Genomic DNA, 24,409 nt, shown 5'->3' on the forward strand with positions numbered 1-24,409 from the left:
GCTCCAGCGAAGCCGTGCTGCTCAGTCGGACTCCGGCACAAGGTGTATCCGCCCTGCGAGCCCGGACGAAACGAACACTCGCCCGCGGTGATCGACGATCACCGCCTCGACGTCCGGAAGCCGTTCGACGAGCGCCATGCCCTGTTCCGGTCCGAGCACGAAAATGCCGGTATCCAACCCGTCGGCCATCATACCCTCCCGCGCGATCACGGTCACGCTTTGGCAACTTCGCGCCGGATGGAGGGTGGCAGGATCGAGGATGTGATGGTACCGGACACCATCCCGCTCGAAGAACCGCTCGTAATCGCCGGCGGTAGAGATGGCCTCGTCTTGTAGCTCGACCCATGCCAGCACCGCTCCCTCTTTCCTCGGATGCCTGATTCCTACGGGAAATCGCGAGCCGTCCGGTAACCGCCCAAAGGTTTTGATGTCTCCCGAAAGCGCCACCGCGCCCGCGACCGCACCGGCCCGCTGCATCGCCTGGACGACCAGGTCCGCGGCATAACCTTTGCCGATCCCGCCGACGTCCACCCGCATGCCGGGTATGGACAGGAACGCCGTGCTGGCGGTTTCGTCCAACCAGACCTGCGAAAGGTCGACAAGCGGCCGCAGCGCCTGAAGTTCTGTCTCGTCGGGAATGCGCGCGCGTTCCGTCACATTCCAGGCCTCCATGGCCGGACCGATGGCGATGTTGAACCCGCCTTCCGTGAGCGCCGCGATCTCCAGCGAACGTTTCAGCACGGTGAAGGTCTCGGGGCTAACCTTGACGGGATGCCGGCCCGCGGCGGCGTTCACGCGGGAAAGCTCACTGGTCGGGATCCAGGTACTCAACAACTCCTCCAAGCGACGGACTTCCCGAAAGCCGGCGGCCACGGCTGCCTGCGCCGTCGCTTCCGTCGGCGCCACCGCCGTGATCGTCACCACCGTTCCCATGTGCATTTGGGCCCGCTTGACCAGCACGGGCTCAGAGCGAGGCGCCATAACGGCGCATCCGAACCCGGTGGCGCAAGCCAACCAGACGGCCGCGCGCGCAGTCTGAGACAGGCATCGATGGATGAACGCCACGAGTCGCGACACGGGAAGCACTCCTACCACCAATGGCGGCGGAAATAGCGCGGATAGCGTGGGTACGGCATCACTTCATAGAGGCGAGATTCGGCCTGGCTGGGAACGGGCAAGACCGTCTCCACGGGCCGGCCTTCAAGGGCTGGATATCTGGCCAAGACCTCGCGTCCGGCTGCGGCCCGCTCTTGGGGATCGTCAACAGTCGAGAGGACCACCATGCGGCCATAGCGCGGCGTATCCACGCCGAATCGCCAGGTCCCGAGGTAGGTGATTCGATCAGCGTCGATTGTGAACGTGGAGGAGAGGTCGGCCATAGACAGAAACGGCCCTTCGCTGATTTGCACGCGGCTCAGCTCGTAGTCGCCGGCCGGCAGTTGCAGCATGAAGACCAGGTCATCCGATTGCACGTCCACACTGAACCGTTCAAGGGTCTTGCGGTTCACGAATTCGAAAAATCTGACTTGCGGAGTGTACCAGCGGGTCGTCTGGCCGGTGACAAGCACCACGGCTCGACCGAAGGCGATCGGGCCCCTCACCTCCTGCGTCTCCGGCATGGCAGGAAGGTGAGCAGCGCACCCGGCGGCAAGCAGGGCTCCGAGCCACAGAAAACATAACGCAGCCCGCTTATCCGCTCTGTTCGACTTCGTGCGCACAAAGCCATTGTATTGCATTTGGATCCTGTTCGCATCCTCCACTACCCTCTTCCTGTGCGCTCGCCATCAAAGGTCTCATTCACACCCAATGGCCATCTCCTCATGTCTTTTCGCACAGTGCGGGCTGTGCAGTACCGCTCATTCTCTGTGGGTGCACGGGGAGTCCCACAGGAAACTTGTTCGGCATTGACCTTTCCTCGTTGGCGAACGAGGCTCCCGCTCCTGCTTGATACGCAACTACGCAAAATCATTGATTTATTTTAGCAAATACGCGCGGATCTTTTGTCGCCTTGAACCTTACGGCGACCAGCACGTACTTCGCCTCATCGCCCACGACCCGTCCCGCACGACCGACGAGCATCTTGCCATGGCATTTGACTTGCTTCCCAATGAAGTTAATAATAGTTCTCAATTTCGTTGAGGACGCCAGCCCGCTGATGAGCCAGTCGACACGGCAAACGGTGCGCGGTTCCCAGACTGGCGCGGCTCGTTGTGAATGCGGCCAGCTCATCGCCAAGGTCCGGGAGCAGGGTCTCGAAGTCAAGTGCAAACGATGTAAGCGCATCGTGCTGATCCCCTTTCCTTCGATTAAAGGAGACCTGTTTCTCTCCACGTAGATTCGACGAGACTTTCCCGAAAGGAGGTTCCCAGTTGACGTAACGCTCATAACAACCTAGCGATCGCCTTGGCGCGCAAAACAGACCAGAGACCTCAGAGTCCCGAGTCAGACCACCACCCTTTTTCGATGGAGGTTTCCGATGCGGATGCGGTCGATCCTCGGGGCTCTGATGCTGTGTCCGATGCTGGCCTTCCCCGCAATGGCGGACGAAAAGGCCTTGGAAGAACGAGTCAAGAAGCTGGAACAAATGCTGGAAGAACGAGAAAAACGCGAACGGGAAGGAATTCCGCCCGGGGTTGAAAGACCTGAAGTGATCAGACCGGAGGCGCCCGTAGAGGAGCCGGGCGTCGGCCCGCTTCCGGAGGTCGGACGGGAACGGCGCGCCGAGCGGCAACCGGCGTTGTCTTTCGGCTCTACCGGATCAGGGCGGTTGGTCTACGCGAAGCCGTTCGTCGCGGCGCCCAAAGCCATCGTCGGCGGCTACATGGACATTCAGTATCGATCCCATCGGAGGAGCAGCATCGAAAACGGATTCGGCGGCCTCAGCAACAACTTCGACCAGCAGCGCTTCGTGCCCTTCATTTACGCGGATATTACGGAGCATGTGAAGATGGCGGCCGAGCTGGAAATCGAGCATGGCATTCGCGAACAAGGCGGAGGCAACCGGGAGCTCGAGTTCGGACTCGAATTCGCCCACATCGACTATCTGATCAAAGAGCCGATCAACCTGCGGGCCGGCATCCTGTTGGTTCCCATCGGCAAATTCAACTTGTTGCACGATTCTCCGCTGAACGATCTGACAGACCGGCCGTTGGTCAACCAATTCATCATCCCCACCACGGTGGCAGAAACCGGGTCAGGGATCTACGGCACCTTTTATCCCGGTCGCACCTCCAAGTTGGATTACGAGCTGTATGTCACCACGGGACCATGCGGCTATGAACCCAACGGCAGTCCCACGATCAACGAGGCGTCGGGCACACGCGGGGCCCGCCAACGGAAATGCGGAACCGACGACGGCTTCGATATCAACAACGGCAAGGCTGTCGCTGGCCGTGTGGCGTTCAGCCCGGTGCTCGGCATCGAAGTCGCTGGATCGGGATATTACGGCAATGCGGCCCCGCAAGGGGGGCCATATGGTTCCAATTACAACCCCCTCAGTATTTTCGCCGTGGACTGGACCCTCCAGAGAGGACCGTTCGAGGTCATCGGCGAAGCGGCCTGGGCTTACGCGAGACATAATTCCCGGGCCATCACCGGCAACACGATCGGCTTCGCCCCAGGTTCGTTATTAACCGGATTGGGCGGCCTCAATCCCCTGGGGATCCCGCCGCAGCGGATGCAGGGGTTCTACATTCAGGGGAACTATCACTTCATGCCCGAATTCTTGGCCAAGTGGTCGCCGAAGCGGTTTGGCGAGGGTTCCACGTTCACAGCCGTCGTCCGATATGACAGGGTCAACACGAACATGGACTTCTCGGGGGGCGAGGGCGACCTGGAAGAAATTTCGTTCGGTCTGAATTACCGGCCGATCGAGGACACCGTGTTCAAGATGAGCTATCAATACATGCCGCAGGCTTTCAATCCCAATTCAGCTCAGCGGATTCACGACAGCGCGTTCGTCATTTCGGCCGCGACGTATTTTTAACGAGCCGCCGGCGCAACCTTTCGAGTCGAAAGAGCGCACCGGCTCCGGTATGCCGATGAAATCGCATAACATCGCGCGGACCCCGCTCGCCGCCACCGCTTTTCTGGTCATCGTGACCGGCGGTGGTTGCACCACGCTGAGCGGCGGGCAAGAACACTATTTTGTCTGTCCATATGACACCGTGTGGGATGCCGCCGTGGAATCCGTGAAGGATCGCCCGCTGACCCTTCAAGACAAGGAAAAGGGGCTAATCGAAACCGGCTGGGTCGAAATGGAAGGCCGAGAACGTCCGTATGGGATCTTTCGCCGGGAAGGTTTCGGCAACAAAGAGCGGGCTCGCCTGACGCTCGCATTGACCTCGCAGCGCGACGTCACCGCTGTCAGCGTGCTGGAAACTCGGCAACGATGGCATGCGCGAGGCGGCGTGACGCAACAGGCCACCCGGTGGTGGCCAATCGACCCCTCGGCAGAAGCGATGGACGCGGTGCTGGCGCGGCTTTATGCCAAGCTGCAAGAGAAAGGCTGCTCTTCCGCATGAAGACGTTGCCCATCCCTGTCGTTGCCGCCTCGGTGGTGCTCGTCCTCTCGATCCCGGTTTGGGCGGAACGGATTTGGGACAGCGAGCTGAAACGCTATCTCACCGAGCAGGAAATGATGCACGCGGAGGTCTATCTGACCGAGGAAGAGGCACTGAAGCTCATGTTTCCGAGATCGGAGCGCATTCGGAAGGAGACGCTCAGGCTCAGCCCGGAGCAGAAAGCCCGGGTTGAGTCCCGCATTGGCTGGAAATTTCCGGAAGAATCGTTCGAAGTCTACATCGGCAAGACCGGCGCGACCGTGGATGGCTATGCCATGGTCCAGAACACGATAGGCAAGCACAAGCCGATGACCTATATGGTCGGTGTCGACGCGCAGGGACGATGTACCAATGTCGAGTTGCTCGTGTTCCGCGAGGCGCGAGGCAGCGAAGTCCGAATGAAACGCTTCAACGTTCAGTACGAGGGCAAGACCGTCTTCGACCCGATCCGCATCAATAAAGACATCATCAACATCAGCGGCGCGACGATGTCGGTGCGCTCGATGAGCGCCGGCGTCAAGCGCGCGCTCGTGCTGATCGACGAGTTATATCTCAAACCCCAGGGAATCGGCAGCGATACGGTCCAGACTCGCCAGGCGGAGAAAGGGTTCTTCGGTTCGCTATTCGGCTTTTAGCGGGAACGCGGGTCGGGCTCTCGGGCATGCGCAATTTCAACACTCGGTTCCGCCTGCGGGATTCCGATCGTCAGATCAGGTTGCTGTACACGCTGTTCTTGTTCCTGATGCTGACGGGGTTTGCGTTCTCGTTTTTCTGGGCGCACAGCATGACCGGCCTGTCACCGCAAGGCATCGCCGATCATTACCGGGGCTCCGACGCAACCTTCGGCGAACCCATGTCTTTCCGCGAACTGGCCGAGATCACCCACTTCCATCTCTTCACGATGCCGGTGGTGTTCATGATTCTCGCGCACGTGCTGTATCTCACTGGTGTAAGCAACGGCATGAAGGTGAGCATGACGTGGGCGGCGTTCTCCGGGGTGATGCTCGATCTGGCGTCGCCATGGCTGATCAGTTACGTGTCTCCGATCTTTGTGCTGACCATGCTGGCTGGCGATTCTCTGATGCTGATCAGTTTTCTGGTGATGTTCGTCATTCCACTGTATGAAATGTGGTTCCTTCAGCAACCGTTGATCGCCAAAAAGAACGAGGAATGATCATGTAACCGGTTTCGCCAGACCTCAGCCTGCCGGAACTTTTGATCGGAAATCGCGCCACCGCACTATCTTTCGCTCGAGCGTCACTTGAAGAAAACGAAGAGGAGTCAAGCCGGCCGGCTCACGAGGGATTAGGGGCGACAATGACCAGCACTTTCAACCGGGCGTTGGTGTGATTGGTCACTCCGTGCGGCTCGCCGGCTGGAGCCAGGGTTCCCTGGCCAGGACCCAAAACCTGCGTGTCTGATCCGACCGTGAAGGTACCCTGCCCTTCCAGCACTAGATAGACCTTGTCCTGGTCGCCGTGGACATGCCCTTTCTGCTCCTGCCCCGGTTCGAAGCAATACAGATCGCAAAACAACCGGGGAGTCTGAAAGATATTGTTTTTCTTCATCTTCTCTTGGCTAAATTGCGAATAATCCGAAAGATTAATGACTTTCATGCGTTTCGACTCCTCGCCTTGAATCGCTATCGGCTGTTAGCGGTTAACGGCTGACCGCTGGTCGGTGAGAGCCGAGGGCTGATCGCTTGGTGTTCGTGATCGCTCGACCCTTCGTACGATCGAATCCACCGGCACCAAATGGCGGGACACGCCTAAATCTTTCGCCGGCACCCCCATCGCGAGCCCCAGCAACTGGGGCAAATGCAGGATGGGCAATTGCAGGTTCGCATTGGCCGCTTTCCCGGCTCGGTCTTGGTAGATATCCAGACTCATGTGGCACAAAGGACAGGGAGTGACCATACAGTCCGCTCCTTCGTCCTTCGCCTCTTTCATGTTGGCGCCCGCCATCGCCACTGCGATCGCTTCCTTTTCCAGGATGATCGGAAAGCCGCAGCACTTCGTACGCCCGGCATAGGCAACCGGTTCGCCGCCTACGGCTCTGATGACCTTCTCCAATGACTTGGGATTTTCAGGGTCATCGAATCCGAGATCCCAGGAAGGACGGAGAATGTAGCACCCGTAAAATGGAGCGATACGGAAATCGCTCAAGGGAATCCGGACTTCCTGGGCCAGACGCGACAAGCCGACCTCCCGCACCACGATCCAAAGCAGATGTTTGACCTGGACGGTTCCCCGATACGTGAGACCGTCCTGAGCGAGCAACGCATTGATCCGATCCAAAAGCGCCGGTTCTGCTTTGAGCCGCTTGTTGGCCGCGCCCATGACGCCCTGGCAAGTGCCGCAGATCGTCATGACGTCCAACCCAAGCTGCTCAGCCTGGGCGAACGTCCTGGCGTTCAGCGCCAACGCGACCTCGGGATCAGCCTCGGTGACCACACCCGCTCCGCAACAGGAAGCCGCCGCCAGTTCCACCACCTCGATGCCCAGCCGGCCGATGATCGCCATCGTGGACTGGTAGAGTTCCGGAGTAGCGCCCTTCGCCGCACAGCCAGGAAACAACGCATATCGCAGGGCCATGACCGATCCTCTTTCTCCTCTCTTCTCCCATGCCCGCCGGATCGCGCTAGGCGCGATCTGGCAACGTCCCTCACGGCAGATGCGACAGCGCCTTTCTATACGAGCGTCTGAGATCCTCCAGCGCCGCGGTCATTCCCCTTTGCAAATCGGCCCAGGCAGAGGCACCCGCGGACTTTAACTCTTCCAGTCGTTTGCGAGCCGCTTCCTTTTTCTTTTCCAGATCGGCGATCATCTGTTGCACCTTCGCCCGGGCTTCGGCAGACGCCTGATCGGTTTTGGCCCTCAGGCTGGCGATCTGCGCCTGCATCTCGTCCAGTTCTTCCTGAATTTTCCTCTGGAACGCTTCCTTCCGCTGAACCGTAGATTCCTTGGTCGTTTCGACGGCGTCCTGAGCCTCGCGTTGGACCCGTTCGGTCGTCATGGATGAATTCCCCTCAACAGCCGTCGCCTGTCGGCTGAAACTCCAGAACGCCACTGCCGCAACAAGAAGTGCAAGCCGCGCCATGCGCGCCATGTTCGTGTTGCTTCCTCCGGTGTGAGATGCCTCTCGCCGTCGTTCTTGCGCTACGGCAGGAGTATACCGGGCGTGAAGACCGAAGTCACCGGCTTGCTGAAGACTCAACGCGACTCATGGGATCCTCCAGAGCAACTTCGAGCTTGCAAGAGCTCCTCGAGCAGAGTATCGTAGAATCGGCTTGGGGAACAGAGACCATGACGGACCACGGAAGTCGGTTCGATCATCGGGTGCCCGATACGGATTGGGCAGAAGTGCTCTCCCATCCCGATCGCCGTTCGCTGGCTGTCGGCCATTTGAAGGACGTAAGCGAAGGCGGCCTCTCGTTGCATTTGCCGTTGTGTCTCCTGCCCGGGTCTCGCATCCACGTCAAGCTCACGCGAATGACCGACGGTGTTCTCCGGCATTTTGAATTCGCCGGCAGCGTCGTGCACGTGGAAACCACCGGCCAAGGGTACACGCACGGGATTAAGTTCGGCGAGCTGACCGCTGCTCAGCAGACGGCATTGACCGATTATCTGTGCCAAGTCGAACGGCAATATCGGATGGCGTCGTGACCGGTCGGGTGTCACGCGACCGGCCGGCCCGAGACCCTGTTGGGTTTAACCAGGAGGGGTCACCCATGAACGACCTGAGTCCCCCGGACCACCGCGGCCCGGCGACGGCAGCGCTCGCCTCACGAGCGGAACTTTCCGATTGAGTGGCCAAATGCGAACGGACTCCACGGCGCATTGCCGCTGCAGGTTGACGGGTGTTCGGCCTATTTAGCGGAGTCGGAAGACCGATCAATCGGTCGTTCCATTCACGCCATCACGTGAACGGATGGATTTCGTTCTCTGCCGATCGTCGGGTCTGGCAAAAACCGAGCGACAGTCACATCCATCAAGGTTGGAAGGCGTCCTAAGCGCCCAGGAGGGGGCTTTCGAGGGAGAAAGTCCCCTCTTGCTTATTTCTGCTCTCTTTCCTCTCTGAACATTCTTCTGCTGACGGGATCGTTCACAGATCAAGCCATTGGCCGTTTGGCCGAGGCTAGCCGGAGGCTAAGGTTTCCGTGTTATCCGGCCGACAAGAGTCTGTACCGAATTGCCTTGGGATCAACGGGCAGCATACATGCCGGAGAGGAGCTATGACTATCGGAACCGATCATCCCGCGATCGCTGACTCTATGCAACAGGTGGAGTGCGAACTCGTCCGGAGGATCGAAAGCGGGGCCGTGGATTTGCCTCTGCTTCCCCAGGTCGCCAGCCGCATCATGGCGTTGATCCACGATCCGTCGGCGGACGCGGCCCGTCTGTCGGCGCTGATTCATCAGGACCAGGCGCTGGCCGCCCACGTGCTGCGGATCGCCAACTCTCCGGCCTACATGCCACGCACGCCGATCGTCTCTCTGCAACACGCCGTCGCGATGTTGGGCCTGACGCTGCTGTCCGAGATCGCGTTTACCGCGTCGCTCAAGGCTGGCGCCTACCAGGTGCCGGGCCATGAAGCGGACGTCAAGCAACTCTGGAAACATGCCCTGGGCAGCGGCGCCTACGCAAAGGAAATCGCCCGCCTCCGCCGACACAACGTGGAGAGCGCCTATCTCTGCGGGTTGTTGCACGCGATCGGCAAGCCGGTCGTGTTGAAGACGGTCGCGGAGGTATCGAAGCAACTCCATACGCCGCTAGAGCGCGAGGCGGTGATGACGTTGCTGGAGGGCTATCACGTCCGTGTGGGGACGCTGATCGCTGAAAAGTGGGGGTTACCGAAGCAGGTGGCGGAAGCCATCGCGTATTCGGCGTGCTATGAGCATGCCCCGACGTTCCGCCAGGAAGTCATGATCACCTGTTTGGCCGATCGGTTGGCGACCTACCTCCTCGTACCGAAGGCCTTCGACAACCACTCCGTGCGAGATCATCCGGTTTTCGCCGACCTCAATCTGTATCCGAACGACGTGGACACTCTGCTCGCCGCCAAAGATCAGATTTTGGCCGTGGTCGAGGCGATGGCCGTATGAGCGCGGTCGCGGCGTTTGACATTCTTGTCATCGGGGGCGGGCCGGCCGGCCAGACGGCCGCCGTTCAAGGCGCCAAAGCGGGTAAGCGCGCGGCCGTGATCGAGCGGGAGCCGGGTGTGGGCGGAGCCTGCGCCGCTAGGAGAACGATTCCCAGTAAAATGCTCCGCGAGACCGCGTTACAAGTGGAGCGGTTGAAGCGGTCGACGGCGGTGTCCGAATTTCGGCTGCGACAAGACGCCGCGGTGTCCGTCTTGATGCACCGCCTGGACGAAGCGGTCAAGGCGCACGCTGCCTCTATAGCCGATCACCTGACCAGACACGGCGTGTTCCACTTCCACGGTCGTGCGCGATTCCTGTCGGACCGGCTCGTCGAAATGCTGTCGGTGGACGGCGGCATCCAGCGGTTCACGGCGGAGACGATCGTGATCGCCACCGGGTCGCGGCCCCGTATTCCGCCGAATATTCCGATCGACCATGAGAACATTCTTGACGGCGACTCGATTCTCTCGATGATCTACTTGCCGCGATCCCTGACGGTATTGGGCGGGGGCATCGTAGCATCGGAGTATGCGTCGATCTTCAGCCTCCTGGGCGTGAAGGTGACTATGGTCGATCGGACCGAGCGCCCTATGCAGTTTCTCGATGAGGAGATCGTTGGGAAATTTCTCCAGAGCTTCGAACGACAAGGTGGGCGCTATTGCGGGCGGCAGACCGTGACCCGGGTCCGTTGGGACGGCGTATCGCAGGTGGTCACCACGCTGGCAGACGGCGGGACGATCTCGAGCGACAAGCTGCTGGTTGCGCTCGGGCGACAACCGAATCTGGAAGATCTCAATCTGGAGGCCGCCGGACTCTCGACGACCGAAAAGGGCACACTCGCTGTCAATGAATATTGCCAGACGGTGGTGCCGCACATCTATGTGGCTGGCGATGCGATCGGACCGCCCGGCCTCGCTTCCTATGCGATGGAACAGGGCCGGCGCGCGGTCCGCCATGCGCTGGGCCTGCCGATCGACGGCGCGCCGGAGACCATTCCTCTCGGCATCTCTACGATTCCGGAAATGGCCAGCGTCGGGCTGGACGAGGGGCAAGCGACCGAGCGGCACGGCGCTGCGCTGGTGGGCCGAGCCCGTTTCGACGAAGTCGCCCGCGGCCAGATCTCCGGCGTCGACGACGGCTTGCTGAAGATGGTTGCCGATCCCGCTGGCGAGCGCCTGCTGGGCGTGCAGATCGTCGGGGAAGGCGCGACCGAACTGATCCATCTCGGCCAGATGGCATTGCAGCACGGCGCCTCGATCGGCGCCTTCGCCGAGGGCATCTTCAATTTTCCGACATTCGCCGAAGCATATCGCATGGCTGCACTGGACATCATCGAGCAACGCCGGCGGCGGACGGCGCAGGCGCGACGGTCGTAAGGTATTTTCTTTTTTTCCCCAATCTGATTCGCGCGCCGTTCTAGATTTTTGTCCCCGCTCCTGCTTTCTTCGCTTTGACTCGCCCGTTGGTTTTCGGGTACGCTGTGGCAGCCTGGGTTGATGGCTTCACCGTCAACGGGGGCCTCCATGAATCGGGCGGAGCGGCGGCGACTGGAAAAGCTCCGCGGCAGGCTGGGTCCTCCGCCGGACAGTTTTGCGGTCGCCACGCTGCTGGACGAAGCCAAGTCACACCATCAGGCCGGGCGCCTGCAGGAAGCCGAACGGGTGTACCGGCTCGTTCTCCAGATGAGCCCCGAACACCCGGAGGCGCTGCATGCTCTGGGCCTTGTCGCGTACCGCGTCGGCAAGCTCGACCTTGCGAGCAAGCTGCTCGACCGCGCGGTTCAGCAACATCCCAATCAGCCGCTCTACTGGTTCAATTTTGGCGTCGTGCTGCAACGAGCCGGACGGGCCGAAGAAGCGATCTCCGCGTATCAGCGCGCCATCTCCGCAAAACCCGAGTACGTTGAGGCCTTGATCAATATGGGCAATGTCCACAAAGAGCTCGGCCAACTCACCCAAGCCGAGCAGGCGTATCGGAGGGCGCTGCGCGTCAACCCGAGCTATGCAGACGCGTACAATAATCTGGGCACCGTCCTCAAAGAGCAAGGCCTGGTGGGCGACGCCATCCAAGCCTATCGACAGGCTCTGACAATCAAGCCCGGCCATGTGGAGGCTCACAACAATCTCGGATTGGCGTTGATGGAACAAGGCGAGTGGGACGAGGCCGTGGCGGCGTTCGAGCAGGCGATCCGGGTGCAGCCGGATTATGTCAAGGCGAGGTACAACCTTGGCATTGTGTCCATCTGGAGAGGCGAATTTGACCGGGCCCTCTCCTGCCTCGGGGCATCAGCTCGGGCCAAACACGATCATGGGTGTCGCGTGACGGAGACCCTGATTTCCAAGTCCCGGCTGAAGCACGACGCGGAGCAGATTCAGTATCTGTTCGACCGCGGCCTCCTTGGCGAGGCATACGCGGTCTACCGTGACGCCCTGAAACGGCTGGATCAGCAAGCTCGCGAAGACGCCTCAACGGCAACCTGCATCCGCGTCGATCAACGGGACATGGATCTCGTGGCGCCGTCGTTCAACCGAGTGCTCCACCGCGCGGCCTGCGAACGGCTGCCGGGAGGCGCGGTGAACCCCGATCTGGATGTCGAAGCCATTGAAGCCCGCTACAACGCCGCACGGCCCGAGATCATCTATATCGACGATCTACTCACCAATGAGGCCTTAGCTTCCCTGCGCCGGTTTTGCTTGGAATCGACGATCTGGAAGAAGGAGTACGAAAACGGCTACCTCGGCACGTTCCTGGGCGACGGCTTTGCCACCCCTTTGCTCCTGCAGATCGCCGAAGAATTGCGGCTCAAGTTTCCGAGCATCTTCAAGCAGCACCGCCTCACCCAAGCTTGGGCGTTCAAATACGACAGCCAGCGGCGAGGGCTCAGCGTGCACGCGGATGCGGCCGCCGTCAACGTGAATTTCTGGATCACGCCGGACGAAGCCAATCTGGATTCCGAGACGGGCGGGCTGGTCGTGTGGGACAAAGAAGCGCCACGCGCTTGGAACTTCAAGGAATATAACAACGACAAGAACCGGCAGAAGATTTTCGACTGGCTGGCGGGCGCCGGAGCCAAAGCGGTGCGGATTCCCTACCGTGCGAACCGCGCCGTCGTCTTCAACTCCGACCTCTTCCACCAGACCGACCGGTTCACGTTCAAGGACGAGTACGAAAGCCGCCGAATCAATATCACCCTCCTGTACGGCCACCGACACAACGCGTAACCGCCTCGACGCTCGGTCCGGTCCGCCGCGCGGAACATCTCTCCGCGACGAGGTTTCCGCCTCCGTGAGCCGCGCAGGCGTTCAGGACGATGACGCCTCGTCCGCCGCCTTCTTCACGTAGGGCTCCTGCTCCAATTCCTTGACGAGATGCTGAAGGCGGGCCCATTCGCCGGGTTGCAGGCTCATGAACTCCACGCCGAACAGGTGGTTCCTTGCCCACCGGACAATCGCTTGGTCGACGGCAATCGGCGGTTCATGCTCGGTTGCATGGATGCGGAGTTCCAACGTCGTTCCGGGCATGACCGTCACGTTGCTGTCCACGCGGCAGCCGCGGATCGAGAGGTCGATCACGCTCCCCTCCCCGCCGACCACGTTGGCGGAGGTGAAGGAACTCCGAAACCGCACTGGAAACCGCGGACACCGCCGCTGCTCCACTACTCCTCCCTGACGTCCGGCCGATCGTGGCCTGACATTTCGTCATTTCATGAGCCTGCGGCTCACCGGTACTGCAGAAAAATGCGGGTGGCGCCGACCTTGGGCGCCCCGGGACCCGTTGCTCCGGGAATGCAACAGGTGCCCCCGCAGCGAGGTCCCTACACCGGGCGGGGTGCGAGCTTGCACCCATTGCATTGAGAAAGAGCAACGGGTCCCCGGCTGGTCGGTGACAGGACCCGCATTTTCTGAACAGCAGCCACACACCATCACATCATTATCCTTTAATATTCCCGATCGGCCGCAGCTCCGCCACCTTTTTGGTGATCCCCGCCCGATCCACCGTTTCAACCACGTCCGAGATATTCTTGTAGGCGAAGCCGGCCTCCTCCGCCAGACCCGACATCGACACCGCTTTGACAAGGATCCCCCGCTGCTTCATCTCCCGTTGAAGCTGCTCGCCGCGGACGGATTTCTTGGCCTGCGCCCGCGACATCGTCCGGCCTGACCCATGCATGGTCGAGCCGAACGTCTCCTGCATCGCGCGCTCGGTGCCGACCAACAGATAGGAGCCGGTTTCCATCGAGCCGCCGCAAATGACCGGTTGTCCGATCGCGCGATAGATCTCCGGCAGCTCAGGCCGGCCGGGACCGAAGGCCCTGGTGGACCCCTTTCGGTGGACAACCAGCTCGCCTTCCGGATAGCGTTCCACCTTGGCGATATTGTGCGCCACGTCGTAGACCACGTGCATGCCCAGTTCTTCGGCCGACTTGCCGAAGACGGCAGCGAAGGCTTGGCGAATCTGGTGCGTGATCACCTGGCGGTTGGCGAAGGCGCTGTTCGCCGCGCAGTTCATGGCGGCGAAATAGTCCTGCCCCTCGGGCGATCGGAACGGCGCGCAGGCCAGTTGCTGGTCTTTCACGGTGATGCCGTACCGGCGCATAGCTTTTTCGAACACCTTCAGGTAGTCACTCGCGACCTGATGGCCGAACCCGCGCGAGCCGCAGTGGACCATCACCACGATCTGGTCATGACCGGTGATGCCGAGCGCCGCGGCGACCTGCGGATCAAAGATCCGGTCGTCGGAGACGACCTGCACTTCCAAATAATGGTTGCCGGATCCCAACGTGCCCAGTTGATTGATGCCGCGTTCCACCGCGTGATCGCTGACCTTCGATGGGTCCGCGCCGGCGATGCATCCCCCTTCTTCGATCCTCGCCAGGTCCTCGTGCCACCCGTAGCCTTTTTCCACGCACCACCGGGCTCCCTTGCGCATGACATCCTCGAATTCGCGGCGGGTCACCCGCACGAATCCGGTTGATCCCACCCCGGCAGGAACCTTGCGGAACAATTCGGTCATCAGCGTCTCCAGCCGAGGCTGCACATCGGCTAGCGTGAGATCGGTTCGGATCAGGCGCATGCCGCAGTTGGAAACCACAAATCCATTGGCGATGAAGTTATGATGGTCGTCTAAGACCGTCAGATCATAGACCGGTCCTCGATGATCCACCGACTCGATGTGGATAATCGTATCCCATACCTGTCCGGTTGTTCCCAGACCTTCTGTCCTATCACTGAGGAATTCGTGGAAATCGGCAAAGGCGGTTCCGATCCCGACGCTCAAGCACCTACCTTCCCAGAAGCTACGGGCGACGAAGCGTTCATTGATATATGGTGAGCCGATCGCATCAGTGATCGCTTTGACCGATGCGCCGGTTGTCTTTCTCAAGGTAACTGCCTTTTCGATGCCGGTTGCTCGTTCTTGAAGCACCCCGGTCTTTAGCTTGAGATAGTGGGCAGCCACGTTGGCCAGGTATTGTTTCCGCCGGTTGTAGTCATAGCCAATGCGGGTCCAAAGGCGGATGAGATTGTCCGGCTCAGACGAGATTTGCAGGCGCAGTCTAACCGTATTGGCGCACTTCTCGCGGTCGGCCAGTAACGTGCTTGCGACGCCGAATTCCTGAAGCCATGTCTGCATGTGCGTCATGAAGGCTTTCCCGCTCGGCGCCACAGACGACCGTTTATTGACCGACAAGATCGGTCCGGAGAAGTTGTCAGGATGTCCTGTCACTGCTCTCGGACTGGATAGCTCGGCACCAAAGAAGGCGGCCAAATACAGTCGCTTCATCCAAAGAGGAGCCCGATCCAGCCAGAAGGGCACGCCAAAATTCTGTCCTGCTTTGTTTCCCCCGGAAACTCCTAGGGCGACCAACAGCAACGCCAGAGCCGACGAACGGACATGAATGGCTGTTTCGGTTCTCCTGAAGCTCTTACGACCAGAGTGAGTCATGATCTCGTGCGTTCGCGACCGTGCGTACACTCGTGAGGTGCGGAAACCAATGGCCTCAATATCACGTCGAATAGCTGCAAGATCCTCCGGTTCTCCATACAGTCCAATCTTGGCCCGCCCTCCGTTCCCCAATTGCAGGTGCCCAGCACCTTGGACAAATCCCATCAGCCTGATCAAACGAGGGAGTTTCGGGTTATCCATGGTTAAAGGCAGGAGATTCCGCTGTCGAAGAGCCTTCAGCGCCTGTGCTAAACCATTTTCAGTGCCTCGATAGATTGCGGCGAGCTCTCTTTCAGTCAACAACAAATCCCTCCTGGGAGCCTGATAAGGCACGCCGTCAAACGGATAGACAGATACTTGATCACCGGGAACGAGTCTGCCAAGAGCAACCATTCCTCGTCTCGTGAGGAAGGGATGATCGGCGGTGGCATAGATCTGCCGCCCCGATTCAGTGGTGACCCGCAGGACCGAAGAGGTCGGCGTCTTGATGAGGAACGCTCCAACCTCGGCACTCTGGACCGTATGGGAGGGATTCACGCAGGTGACCCGAAATCCGGGCCACTCGGCGTCGAGCGATTTGATAGGTCGCCAATATCCTAGTTCGTGAAGAATCTGCGAGTCTCCATCGAGGCAGTTGACGTCATAACCCACTCCGCCGGGTGAAATGACTCCCTCGCCCGTGTCGAACGCCGCCACCCCGCCGATGGGGAATCCGTATCCCCAATGACCGTCCGGCATGCAAAGGGCGTAACGGCGGATGCCGGGCAAACAGGCGACGTTCGTCACCTGGTCGAAGACGCCGCGATCCATCGTTTCGAGGATCCGCTCCGTCGCGTAAATGCGGGCCGGCACGAGCATGCCCGGCTTCTCCGACGGAGGAATTTCCCAGATTTCATCGGCGATGCGGTTCACCGCCATTTCGGTATTCAGCTTCATATCACCTCACCATGAGGGCGATCCTGGCGAGACATACGGATGGGACGCGCGAGACTCGCGCGACGAGAAGAAGTCTTTCGCGCGCCTCGCCGGTCATGCGTCGCACGCTTCATATATCCAACACCACTCGAGCCTTCCAACGGATGCCCTCCTGCTTCAGCTCGTACAGATGTTTGGTTACGCCCTTCACGTCCGCCCGCAACTCCTGCGTCGCGGGATCCACCGGGGCGCCGACCAGCGTCGCGTCCAACCGCCACCGCCCGTTTTCCTGTCTGACTACAGGGACGGCCTCCCGGAACACCACACCTTGCGCATCTTTGACATACACGATTTCGGACAGCCAATCAAACAGCAGTGCGGCGAGGTCCTCGTCTTCGCGCGTGATTGTGAGCCGCCGGGCGGCGGCGACGGTTCGCGGGTCGGCCAGGGTCTCAATCACCGCCTGCGCCGCGGCTTGGAACACCTCCGAAGGAGAGTCGCCCGTGGCTTCGAACGCGGCATCGGCGAGCGCCACGTCCTCGAGAAATCTGAAGGAGGGCGGCATGGCGCCTTACGTCGGTTTGACGCGACGGCGTGCGGCAGCGAAGAGGGAACGCACGTACTCGATCCCTTCAATGGAGTGGCCCAGAGGATTGGGCACCTTTCCCTTCAGCAGCATCTTGATCCCCAATGGAATCACGCTCAGCAGCCGCTTCCAGTCGAAGCCGACCACCTTGAGCGGCATGATCGCCTCGTTCAGGCGACCTTGTCGCTCGATGAGATCCGCAAAGCCTAGAATGTGCCGCGCGCCGCCGGTTGCGGTCAGGCCGCGTTGGATCGCTGCCCGGCGCAAGCGCACGATGGCCTCCATGGGCTTCACATCCTTGGGGCACACCTGCACACAGAAATTGCAGCGCGTACAGTCCCAGATGCCGTGGTCCTTTTCCAATTCTTTCAGCCGGAAGCGCTTGCTGGTCTCCGGTTCGCGCGGGTCCGCCAGAAAGCGGTCGGCCTTGGCCAAGGCCGCCGGCCCCAAAAACTCTTTGGAGACTTCATGCACCGTGCAGGCAGCCACGCAGGCGCCGCACATGATACAGGCGTCCACATTGTGGAATTCATAACTCTGCGGCATGAGCGTCATCGGGCCGGGGGGACGATCGCCTCCTGCGCTCGGTTCGGCCAGCAGCCAGGGCGTGACCGCCCGGATCTTTCCCCAAAACGACGACATGTCGACCACGAGGTCCTTGATGACCGGTAAATTACGGAGCGGCGCGACGACGATCCTGCCGTGGCGTTCCAATTCTTTGCGGACGGAAGTGCGACAGGCCAGCTTTTCCGAGCCGTTGATCTCCATCGCGCAGGAGCCGCAAATGGCGGATCGGCAGGAATACCGAAGCGAGAGGCTGCCGTCCTGTTCGTTCTTGATGCGGATCAGGGCTTCCAGGACCGTCAGCCCCCGGCCGACTTCGAGCCGGTACTCTTCAAAATGGGGATGGACGTCGATTTCCGGATTGTAGCGTTGAATGGTGAAGGTCAGGCGCATGGGAAGAGTGAGTAGCGACTTCCGTCACTACGTGATTGAGTAGCAGGGCAACTGGTTCGGATCAGAAGACACAATCACCCATCGCCTCCACGCTCAATCACTGAGTTCAAAGGTCTTAGGATAGTCCGTGAGATTGCGGCAGCCATCGCGGGTGACCAGGACCATGTCTTCGATCCGGACGGCACCCAGTCCCGGGTAGTAGAGGCCAGGCTCAACCGTGACCACGTGGCCCTCCTGCAAAATGGAGCCCGTGCGGCTAATGCGCGGCGCCTCGTGGATATCCAGCCCGACGCCGTGGCCAGTCCCGTGAAAGTACCCCTGCATGCGTCCGTTCACTAAACCGGTCTTGTAGCCGGCCTTGTCGAATCGCTCGCAGACGCCTTGATGGATCTTGGCGCCGTCGGCGCCATCCCGGATCTTGGTGATCGCCTCTTCTTGGGCGTCTTTCACCGTTTGGTACAGTTTTTTCAGCTCGGTCGAAGCCCGGCCCCGCACGACGGTCCTCGACATATCGGCGAAATAACGCGAGGTGGCTGAGCGAGGGAAGACGTCGAAGATAATGCTACGGTCCGCCGGCAGCGGGCCGCTGCCTTCGTGGTGAGGATCGCAGGCCTGTTCGCCGCCGGCGACGATGGTGTGTTGAGCGACGCAATCCTGTTCCATGAGCGTCATGTTGATCAGCTTTTTGACGCGCTCAGAAGTCAATGGCTCGCCATCGAGCCACAACACGCCGTCCCGCACGGAGGCCCGCCGCAGGGCCTGGTGCGCCGCCGCGACCGCCGCCTCCGTGGCCCGCTGCGTCGCTTCGATATGGCCCACCTCCTCGGCCGTCTTGATAACTCGCTGCTCGAAGAACGGCTCGCGTTTGGTGTGGAGCCGGTACCCCAGTTCCTGCAGGCGGCAGGCGTGGATGTACGGGAAGTTGCCGGGCACCAACAGCTCCGCGAGGCCCGCCTCCCGCAAAACCAGATGCACGATGTCCACCGGACCGGGTTCGGTTACGCCCTGATCCTTGGCCCGCCGCTCGAACTCGGAGTAGGACAATACCCGATCGACCCGCGCTTGGCTGCGGGCGCGGTCCAATTCCAAATCGCTCATGACAACCAGCCGCTCCCCCTTGATCTCCAAATAGATAAAGGGATCGGGTGCGATGAACCGTGTGGCGTAGTACAGATTCGAGTCGGTTTCGCTGGCGGCGATGAACAGAGTTGCGCGGTCGGCGGTCGTCATAGGCGCTCCCGGCTGCCGGATGAATCTAGCCGATCGCTCGTCGCGAACACCCCCGAAAAGATCCGAACTATTCGGCCACCCGCGACCGGCTATTGGCTGCAAGGACTGCTGGCTTTTGCGTAGACGATCCAAACGGATGCTATCACGCGGTCCGAGGAGGGTCAAGGCGACACAGGGGCCGGCGGTGCCTCGGACGGTGGCGCTTTTTCTGTGGCGTCCGCAGGTTTCTCATCGGGGCTGACGAGATCCACCGGCAACGTGAGCGCGTTCTTGAGCACGTCGAAGGCCAACTGCGCCAGGCCGGTCAGGCCGGTGGCGAAGGATTTCATCGGCAGGTAGGTCACTTCCGGGTCTTCGATAGAGCCTTTCACTTGGAAGAGGGCCGTGGCGATGCCCTTCCGTTCGCCCGCCAGCAGCCGTCCGAACAGCGGAATCGATTTCAGGAATTGCGAATAGGAGCCAAAGGGGCTGACGGCCCAGACCATGTTGAGCTGATCGGTGGCCAGATCGTAGTTGCCGGCTGCCGTGATTTTCAGGACCGGGCTGTCGAGAATGATGTCTTCCGATTCGATCAGTCCGTTACGCGCAGAAATAGTGGCCGACAGTCGGTTAAACGGGAGCCCCTCTTTATCGAGATCGACTTTGCCCTGCAGCACTGCGGGCAGATTGAGAATGCTCAGAACTTTCCAAATCGCCCGCTTGTCGTTTTTAAAAATGCGGCCGTCTTCGATCAACACCGTGGCTTTCCCGCCGAGTGTGGGAAAGACGCCGTGTGGGTTCCGGCCGTGCCCGCGCAGCGAGCCAGTCAGTTTAAGCGCTCCGGTCACCCAATGCTCTTCCGTGCCGAGCAGCGGAAGCAATTCCTCGAACCGCATGCCGGTGACCCGGACCGACGCTTCGGCTTCCGCCGGCGCCAGCCGGGGGAGCCGTACAACGATCCGTCCCGCGACCTGTCCGCCGTCGGATTGTCCGGCGATCCGGTCCACGTCTAGAATCCCGTCTTCGATCGTGATCCGACAGGACAGCCCGCCAAAGCGCAGCTTCTTGTAGATGCCGCGGTCGATGGTGGCGGTGGCGCTGACGCGGCTGGTGGCCGCCAGCGTTTCCAAAAAGTCGCGGATCGGTGAGCGGGCCCCTTTGGGAATCAGCAGGTCGATATCCAAGTAGGAGGACTCGATCTTGGCCGTAATGAGCGGCTTATGAGTCCAGTTTTTGATCGTGCCGGACATCGCCAGATCGCTGTCGCCGATCCGAAACGCCAACCGTTTGAGCTCTGCGTGGTTGCGGATCAACTTCAGCCGGACGTACAGGTCCTGCACATGCCCATCCAATCCCCTGGCCAGCATCAGACCGTTGGTCAGAGCCAGCCATCCGTTGATCCGCCACGTGCGCCAGTCGGGGTTCGATCCCTTGATGTCCAGAGAGACTTCCAGCTTGCCGGCTTCGATTCCCGCCGTCGAGAGCCATTCCGGCAGGCTAGAGAGCGACAAGGTGCCCGTCGTGAGGGACACGTCGAGCGCGAACCGCTTGCCGAGTTGGATCTTGCCTTTGGTCGCCAGGCGCAGAGATGGCAGGACCAGTTCGAGCTTGGTCACGGTGAACGTAGTGCCGGACGCGAGGTTGCCGTCGAATTCCAGCATGGCCGGGGCGCCGGGCGGTTTTTCCCCCAGGCCGGGAAGAACCCATTTGGCTTCGTCGAGCACCACCTGGCCGCGCAGTTGCGGCGTCGCAGTGCTTCCGGAAAGCGCCACGGCGGCAACGATCGGCCCCTGCAAAGAACCATCAGAAAAGACGCCGGCCGGGAACAACCAGGCCAGGAAGGCCGCGTCGCTCCGCGCTCGAACGACGAATCCCTCGAAGGCGCTGATCGCGCCGCCGGTGATCGTGCCGTGAAGCTGGAAGAACATCTCGCCCAACCGGCCGCTGACTTGATCGAGTTGCGTGCCGGTTTCCGACAGCACCAGTCGCCCCTGAAGATCCCTGAGGCGCTCCGGCAAGGACGGACTGGTCAGTCCGACGTTCCGGGCGATGATTTCTCCCCCGACGAAGGTGACACCTCCAGGCTGGTTGAGCGGGCCGACCAACCGGAACGTCGGCAGAGCCTCTCCGGTCACGTCCCGCGCCTCGGCCAGGAACGCGGATACGCGGTCGGAGTGAAGGGACTTGGCAAGCAGACGTACCAGCCCAGCCGCCTCCATGCTACCGGACAGTTCCATCTCGAGCCAGGGCCCGGCTTCCAAAAATGACACCATCGCCTTACCTTGCAAGATCCGGATGTCGCCGTATTGCCCGGTCAAACCCAGGACCCGGATCCGCCCGGCTTCGACCAGCACCGTTGCCGCAAGGTCGCGTGCCGGGACACGATCCTGCCCGATCAACGCGCGGCCCTGCCGAACTCGAAATTCGCCGGTGAGGGACACAGGCGCCGTCGCCGCGATAGACCCGGTCAGCGTCGCGGTCACGGCCTCGACGATCCCGCCAATCTGGCGTTCGGCGATGACCGGCTGCAGGTCGGCGTGGATCCACTGCGGCGGCACATGCGACAGCAACTCGTGCAAGTCGATCGCCGCGGAAGAAAACGTGACCGAGAAGGTCGGCTGGGACGTGAACAGTCCGGACAGGTTGGCCCTGCCGCTCAAGGCGAGGCGATCGACGTTGGCGCTGATGTCGGATAGCAAGACGTCGTAGCCCGCGACACCGGGCACAATCCGCAAGCCGGCGCGCAAATTGGCCACCCCGGCCAAACCTTCCGGGACCGGCCGCGGGCCGAAGAAGTCCGCCAGCTCGCGAAGGTGGAGATTGGCCGCCTCGAGCCGACCGTCGAACTGGAGAAACGCCCGGGCCTCCACCGGCTCCTCGGCGGCCAACGTGGCCGGCGCGCCGGCGCCGGCCACGACCCCGGTCAGGGACACCGCCGACACGCCCTCTTGTCCGGATAGTGTCGCGGCGAGGTGAACATCGGCGCGCGGCCGTCCGGGCGGAACTGAGAGCGTCGCATCGACGGTGTTGAGTTGCAGGCGCCGAGGCCCATCCGGACGGGAATCGTCGAGGATTGTCACGGTGCCGTTCAACAGAGCCGCCTCGCGGACGCGCAGAATCTGCCCCAACGCCTTCAGGGCGGACCCGTCCTGCACGTTCTGGGCCTCCGCATCGGCGAGGATGTTCCACTGGCCATCCCGACCCCGGCGCAGGGTCACCTGCGGATCTTCGATCAACAACCGCTTGCCGACCACCTGCCGGCGCAGCAACGGGATGAGACGAAGCACCATATCCACCCGCCTGGCGGTCAGGAGGATACGGGTCGGATCGCGGTCATGCACGACCACCTGACTCAGCTCGAGCCGGACCCTGGGAAAGACGACAAGCTTGACGTGTCCCACGTCGATTTTGCGCCCAATGCTGCGCTCGATCTGCCGGAGAAAAAACTCTTTGAGATAATCCTGGCCGGTCAGGGGGCGGGAGAAGACCACGCCGAGCAGCACAAGGACTAGCAGCGCAAGGAACAGCGCGCCGAAACGAACCCTCACTCCTCCTCCGGTTGAATGGATCAGGGAAGTACGTATTGACCATCATCTTACCGGATCGATGGGGGGAAATCCACCGATTGGCCCATCTCCTCCGGCGTGTCGCGTAAACGCCGTGTCCGGCTTCTCTCGCCGGTCGGCGACGGAACGGATATAATGCGCCGGACGCCGACCCATTCCGTCTGAGGGGAATTCCTGTGAGGTTTTCCGCGCCGCCGGTTCATTCGCTGCACGCCCGGTGGACCGTCCTTGCCCTGCTGTTCGCCATCAGCGTGGTGACCTACGTCGACCGGGTCAACATTTCCGTCACAGCCAGGCAGATGATGCCGGCTTTCGGGTTGACGGACGGCCAAATGGGACGCATCTTCTCCGCCTTCGTGCTGGGCTATGCGCTCTTTCAGATTCCCGGAGGGTGGTTGGGGGATCGCTGGGGCGCACGTCGCGTGTTAACCGCGGCGGTGCTCTGGTGGTCGCTCTTCACGGCGTTGACCGCGGTCGCCGCCATACTGCCGCTGGTGGACCTGGTCGGAATCGCCGGTTCGCTCGCCCTCGTCAGGTTTCTGCTCGGCATCGGCGAGGCAGCAGCCTTGCCGAACTTCAACCGGGCGGTGGCGGACTGGCTCGATCCGCAGGAGCGGGGATTGGGCATCGGGATCGCCATCGGCGGCATCGGGGTCGGCTCGGCGCTGACACCGCCGATTGCCGCCTGGCTCATGGTGAACTTTGGGTGGCAGACGGTGTTCTACTGGTCGGCTGCGCTGGGGCTGCTGATCGCCGGCTTCTGGTATTGGTGCACCGCGGATCATCCGGCGCGGCAGACGCGGACGACCGGTTCCAAGCGGCGGGAGGGCCCGGCGTCCCGCCGGACCGACGGTGAGACCTCCGTGTCCGGGAAGACGCCCTGGAAAGCCATCGCCGCCACGCCGACCGTGTGGTGGCTCGTGCTCAGTTACAGTTGCCTGGGCTATGTCGCCTATGTGTACATGTCGTGGTTCTATCTCTACTTGGTGAACGTGCGCGGGTTTGGCGAGTTGCGGGGCGCAGTCTTCGCATCCGCTCCGTTTCTGGCCATTCTGGTGTTCTGCCCGCTCGGCGGGTGGGTAACCGACCGGCTGGCAGCCGCCTACGGCGTGACGAAGGGCCGGAGCGCCACGGGAATGGCGGGCATGCTGCTCTCCGGCACGGTGATCGCTCTCGGCGCCGCGGTCGATTCCGCGTGGATCGCGATCCTGTGCCTCTCGCTGGGGGCGGGTTGGCTGTACTTTACAGTGGGAGCCTATTGGGCGTCGACCGCCGATTTGTCTAAAGCCCATGCCGGCACCCTGTCCGGACTCATGAATACCGGCGCCAACCTCGGAGGAAGCCTCTCGCCGACCTTGACGCCCTGGTTGGCCGAGCAATGGGGGTGGTCCGTCTCGCTGGGCGTTGCGGCGCTGATCGCCATTCTGGGAGGGCTGATGTGGCTAAAGATTGATCCAGGCAAGGGGTTGCGCGGAAGCGATTAGGAATACAGCGCCCTTGCCGTCGGCGGTGCCGGCTTGGTAGATTG

At 61.3% G+C, this 24,409-nt stretch carries 21 protein-coding genes; 10 read left to right on the forward strand and 11 right to left on the reverse strand.

Annotated elements, in window-relative coordinates; translation table 11 throughout:
- Positions 1-21: 21 nt before the first annotated feature.
- Together ACWHTU_RS10620 and ACWHTU_RS10625 are read right to left on the reverse strand one after the other, a co-directional pair.
- Entirely contained in the window at positions 22-1,077 is a 1,056-nt protein-coding gene (locus ACWHTU_RS10620) for an FAD:protein FMN transferase (RefSeq protein ID WP_447859325.1), read from the reverse strand.
- Positions 1,078-1,088: 11 nt separating this feature from the next.
- Positions 1,089-1,601: a hypothetical protein gene (locus tag ACWHTU_RS10625; protein WP_447859326.1), complete on the reverse strand. Its 513-nt coding sequence runs from the start codon at positions 1,599-1,601 to the stop codon at positions 1,089-1,091.
- 554 nt (positions 1,602-2,155) lie between these two features.
- Here ACWHTU_RS10625 and ACWHTU_RS10630 point away from each other — a divergent pair.
- From ACWHTU_RS10630 to ACWHTU_RS10650, 5 genes are all read left to right on the forward strand, one after another.
- Positions 2,156-2,335 (forward strand): hypothetical protein, encoded by a 180-nt coding sequence (locus ACWHTU_RS10630; RefSeq protein WP_447859327.1) that lies wholly within the window; start codon positions 2,156-2,158, stop codon positions 2,333-2,335.
- A 141-nt stretch (positions 2,336-2,476) separates the two neighbouring features.
- Complete coding sequence (locus tag ACWHTU_RS10635) at positions 2,477-3,985, forward strand: hypothetical protein (RefSeq protein WP_447859328.1); 1,509 nt, start codon at positions 2,477-2,479, stop codon at positions 3,983-3,985.
- Positions 3,986-4,040: 55 nt separating this feature from the next.
- Positions 4,041-4,523, forward strand: coding sequence for a hypothetical protein (locus ACWHTU_RS10640; protein ID WP_447859329.1), 483 nt, complete (start codon positions 4,041-4,043; stop codon positions 4,521-4,523).
- Positions 4,520-5,197, forward strand: a complete 678-nt coding sequence (locus tag ACWHTU_RS10645) for an FMN-binding protein (protein WP_447859331.1) — start codon at positions 4,520-4,522, stop codon at positions 5,195-5,197. Before ACWHTU_RS10640 ends, ACWHTU_RS10645 begins: the two co-directional genes overlap by 4 nt.
- Before the next feature lie 26 nt (positions 5,198-5,223).
- Positions 5,224-5,736: a hypothetical protein gene (locus ACWHTU_RS10650; protein ID WP_447859332.1), complete on the forward strand. Its 513-nt coding sequence runs from the start codon at positions 5,224-5,226 to the stop codon at positions 5,734-5,736.
- Positions 5,737-5,857: 121 nt separating this feature from the next.
- On the opposite strand, the gene ACWHTU_RS10655 is transcribed toward ACWHTU_RS10650, so the two are convergent.
- The 3 genes from ACWHTU_RS10655 to ACWHTU_RS10665 form a co-directional block, all read right to left on the reverse strand.
- On the reverse strand, positions 5,858-6,178 hold the full coding sequence (locus tag ACWHTU_RS10655; protein WP_447859333.1) for a cupin domain-containing protein: 321 nt from the start codon (positions 6,176-6,178) through the stop codon (positions 5,858-5,860).
- A gap of 36 nt (positions 6,179-6,214) precedes the next feature.
- Entirely contained in the window at positions 6,215-7,156 is a 942-nt protein-coding gene (locus ACWHTU_RS10660; RefSeq protein WP_447859334.1) for a CoB--CoM heterodisulfide reductase iron-sulfur subunit B family protein, read from the reverse strand.
- 70 nt (positions 7,157-7,226) lie between these two features.
- Entirely contained in the window at positions 7,227-7,670 is a 444-nt protein-coding gene (locus tag ACWHTU_RS10665) for a hypothetical protein (protein ID WP_447859335.1), read from the reverse strand.
- Between the two features lie 197 nt (positions 7,671-7,867).
- Here ACWHTU_RS10665 and ACWHTU_RS10670 point away from each other — a divergent pair, with 197 nt between their 5' ends.
- From ACWHTU_RS10670 to ACWHTU_RS10685, 4 genes are all read left to right on the forward strand, one after another.
- Positions 7,868-8,227 carry a PilZ domain-containing protein gene (locus ACWHTU_RS10670; protein WP_447859336.1) on the forward strand — a complete coding sequence of 120 codons (360 nt, stop codon included), beginning with the start codon at positions 7,868-7,870 and terminating at the stop codon, positions 8,225-8,227.
- A 569-nt stretch (positions 8,228-8,796) separates the two neighbouring features.
- The gene (locus ACWHTU_RS10675; RefSeq protein ID WP_447859337.1) at positions 8,797-9,666 is read left to right on the forward strand and encodes an HDOD domain-containing protein; all 870 of its coding nucleotides are present in this window, start codon (positions 8,797-8,799) and stop codon (positions 9,664-9,666) included.
- On the forward strand, positions 9,663-11,081 hold the full coding sequence (sthA, locus tag ACWHTU_RS10680; protein WP_447859338.1) for a Si-specific NAD(P)(+) transhydrogenase: 1,419 nt from the start codon (positions 9,663-9,665) through the stop codon (positions 11,079-11,081). Before ACWHTU_RS10675 ends, sthA begins: the two co-directional genes overlap by 4 nt.
- A gap of 147 nt (positions 11,082-11,228) precedes the next feature.
- Positions 11,229-12,926: a tetratricopeptide repeat protein gene (locus ACWHTU_RS10685; protein WP_447859339.1), complete on the forward strand. Its 1,698-nt coding sequence runs from the start codon at positions 11,229-11,231 to the stop codon at positions 12,924-12,926.
- 81 nt (positions 12,927-13,007) lie between these two features.
- Here ACWHTU_RS10685 and ACWHTU_RS10690 read toward each other — a convergent pair whose 3' ends face one another.
- From ACWHTU_RS10690 to ACWHTU_RS10715, 6 genes are all read right to left on the reverse strand, one after another.
- Positions 13,008-13,361: a PilZ domain-containing protein gene (locus ACWHTU_RS10690; RefSeq protein WP_447859340.1), complete on the reverse strand. Its 354-nt coding sequence runs from the start codon at positions 13,359-13,361 to the stop codon at positions 13,008-13,010.
- Between the two features lie 274 nt (positions 13,362-13,635).
- Entirely contained in the window at positions 13,636-16,584 is a 2,949-nt protein-coding gene (locus tag ACWHTU_RS10695; RefSeq protein ID WP_447859341.1) for an intein-containing RctB family protein, read from the reverse strand.
- A 109-nt stretch (positions 16,585-16,693) separates the two neighbouring features.
- Positions 16,694-17,128, reverse strand: a complete 435-nt coding sequence (locus ACWHTU_RS10700) for an archease (RefSeq protein ID WP_447859342.1) — start codon at positions 17,126-17,128, stop codon at positions 16,694-16,696.
- A gap of 6 nt (positions 17,129-17,134) precedes the next feature.
- Entirely contained in the window at positions 17,135-18,106 is a 972-nt protein-coding gene (locus ACWHTU_RS10705) for a succinate dehydrogenase/fumarate reductase iron-sulfur subunit (protein ID WP_447859343.1), read from the reverse strand.
- A 93-nt stretch (positions 18,107-18,199) separates the two neighbouring features.
- Entirely contained in the window at positions 18,200-19,336 is a 1,137-nt protein-coding gene (locus tag ACWHTU_RS10710) for a M24 family metallopeptidase (protein ID WP_447859344.1), read from the reverse strand.
- A 161-nt stretch (positions 19,337-19,497) separates the two neighbouring features.
- On the reverse strand, positions 19,498-22,863 hold the full coding sequence (locus ACWHTU_RS10715) for a YhdP family protein (RefSeq protein ID WP_447859345.1): 3,366 nt from the start codon (positions 22,861-22,863) through the stop codon (positions 19,498-19,500).
- Positions 22,864-23,057: 194 nt separating this feature from the next.
- Between ACWHTU_RS10715 and ACWHTU_RS10720 the strand changes: the two genes are divergently transcribed.
- Positions 23,058-24,365: an MFS transporter gene (locus ACWHTU_RS10720; protein ID WP_447859346.1), complete on the forward strand. Its 1,308-nt coding sequence runs from the start codon at positions 23,058-23,060 to the stop codon at positions 24,363-24,365.
- Positions 24,366-24,409: the final 44 nt, after the last annotated feature.

This window comes from Nitrospira calida (assembly GCF_976986435.1).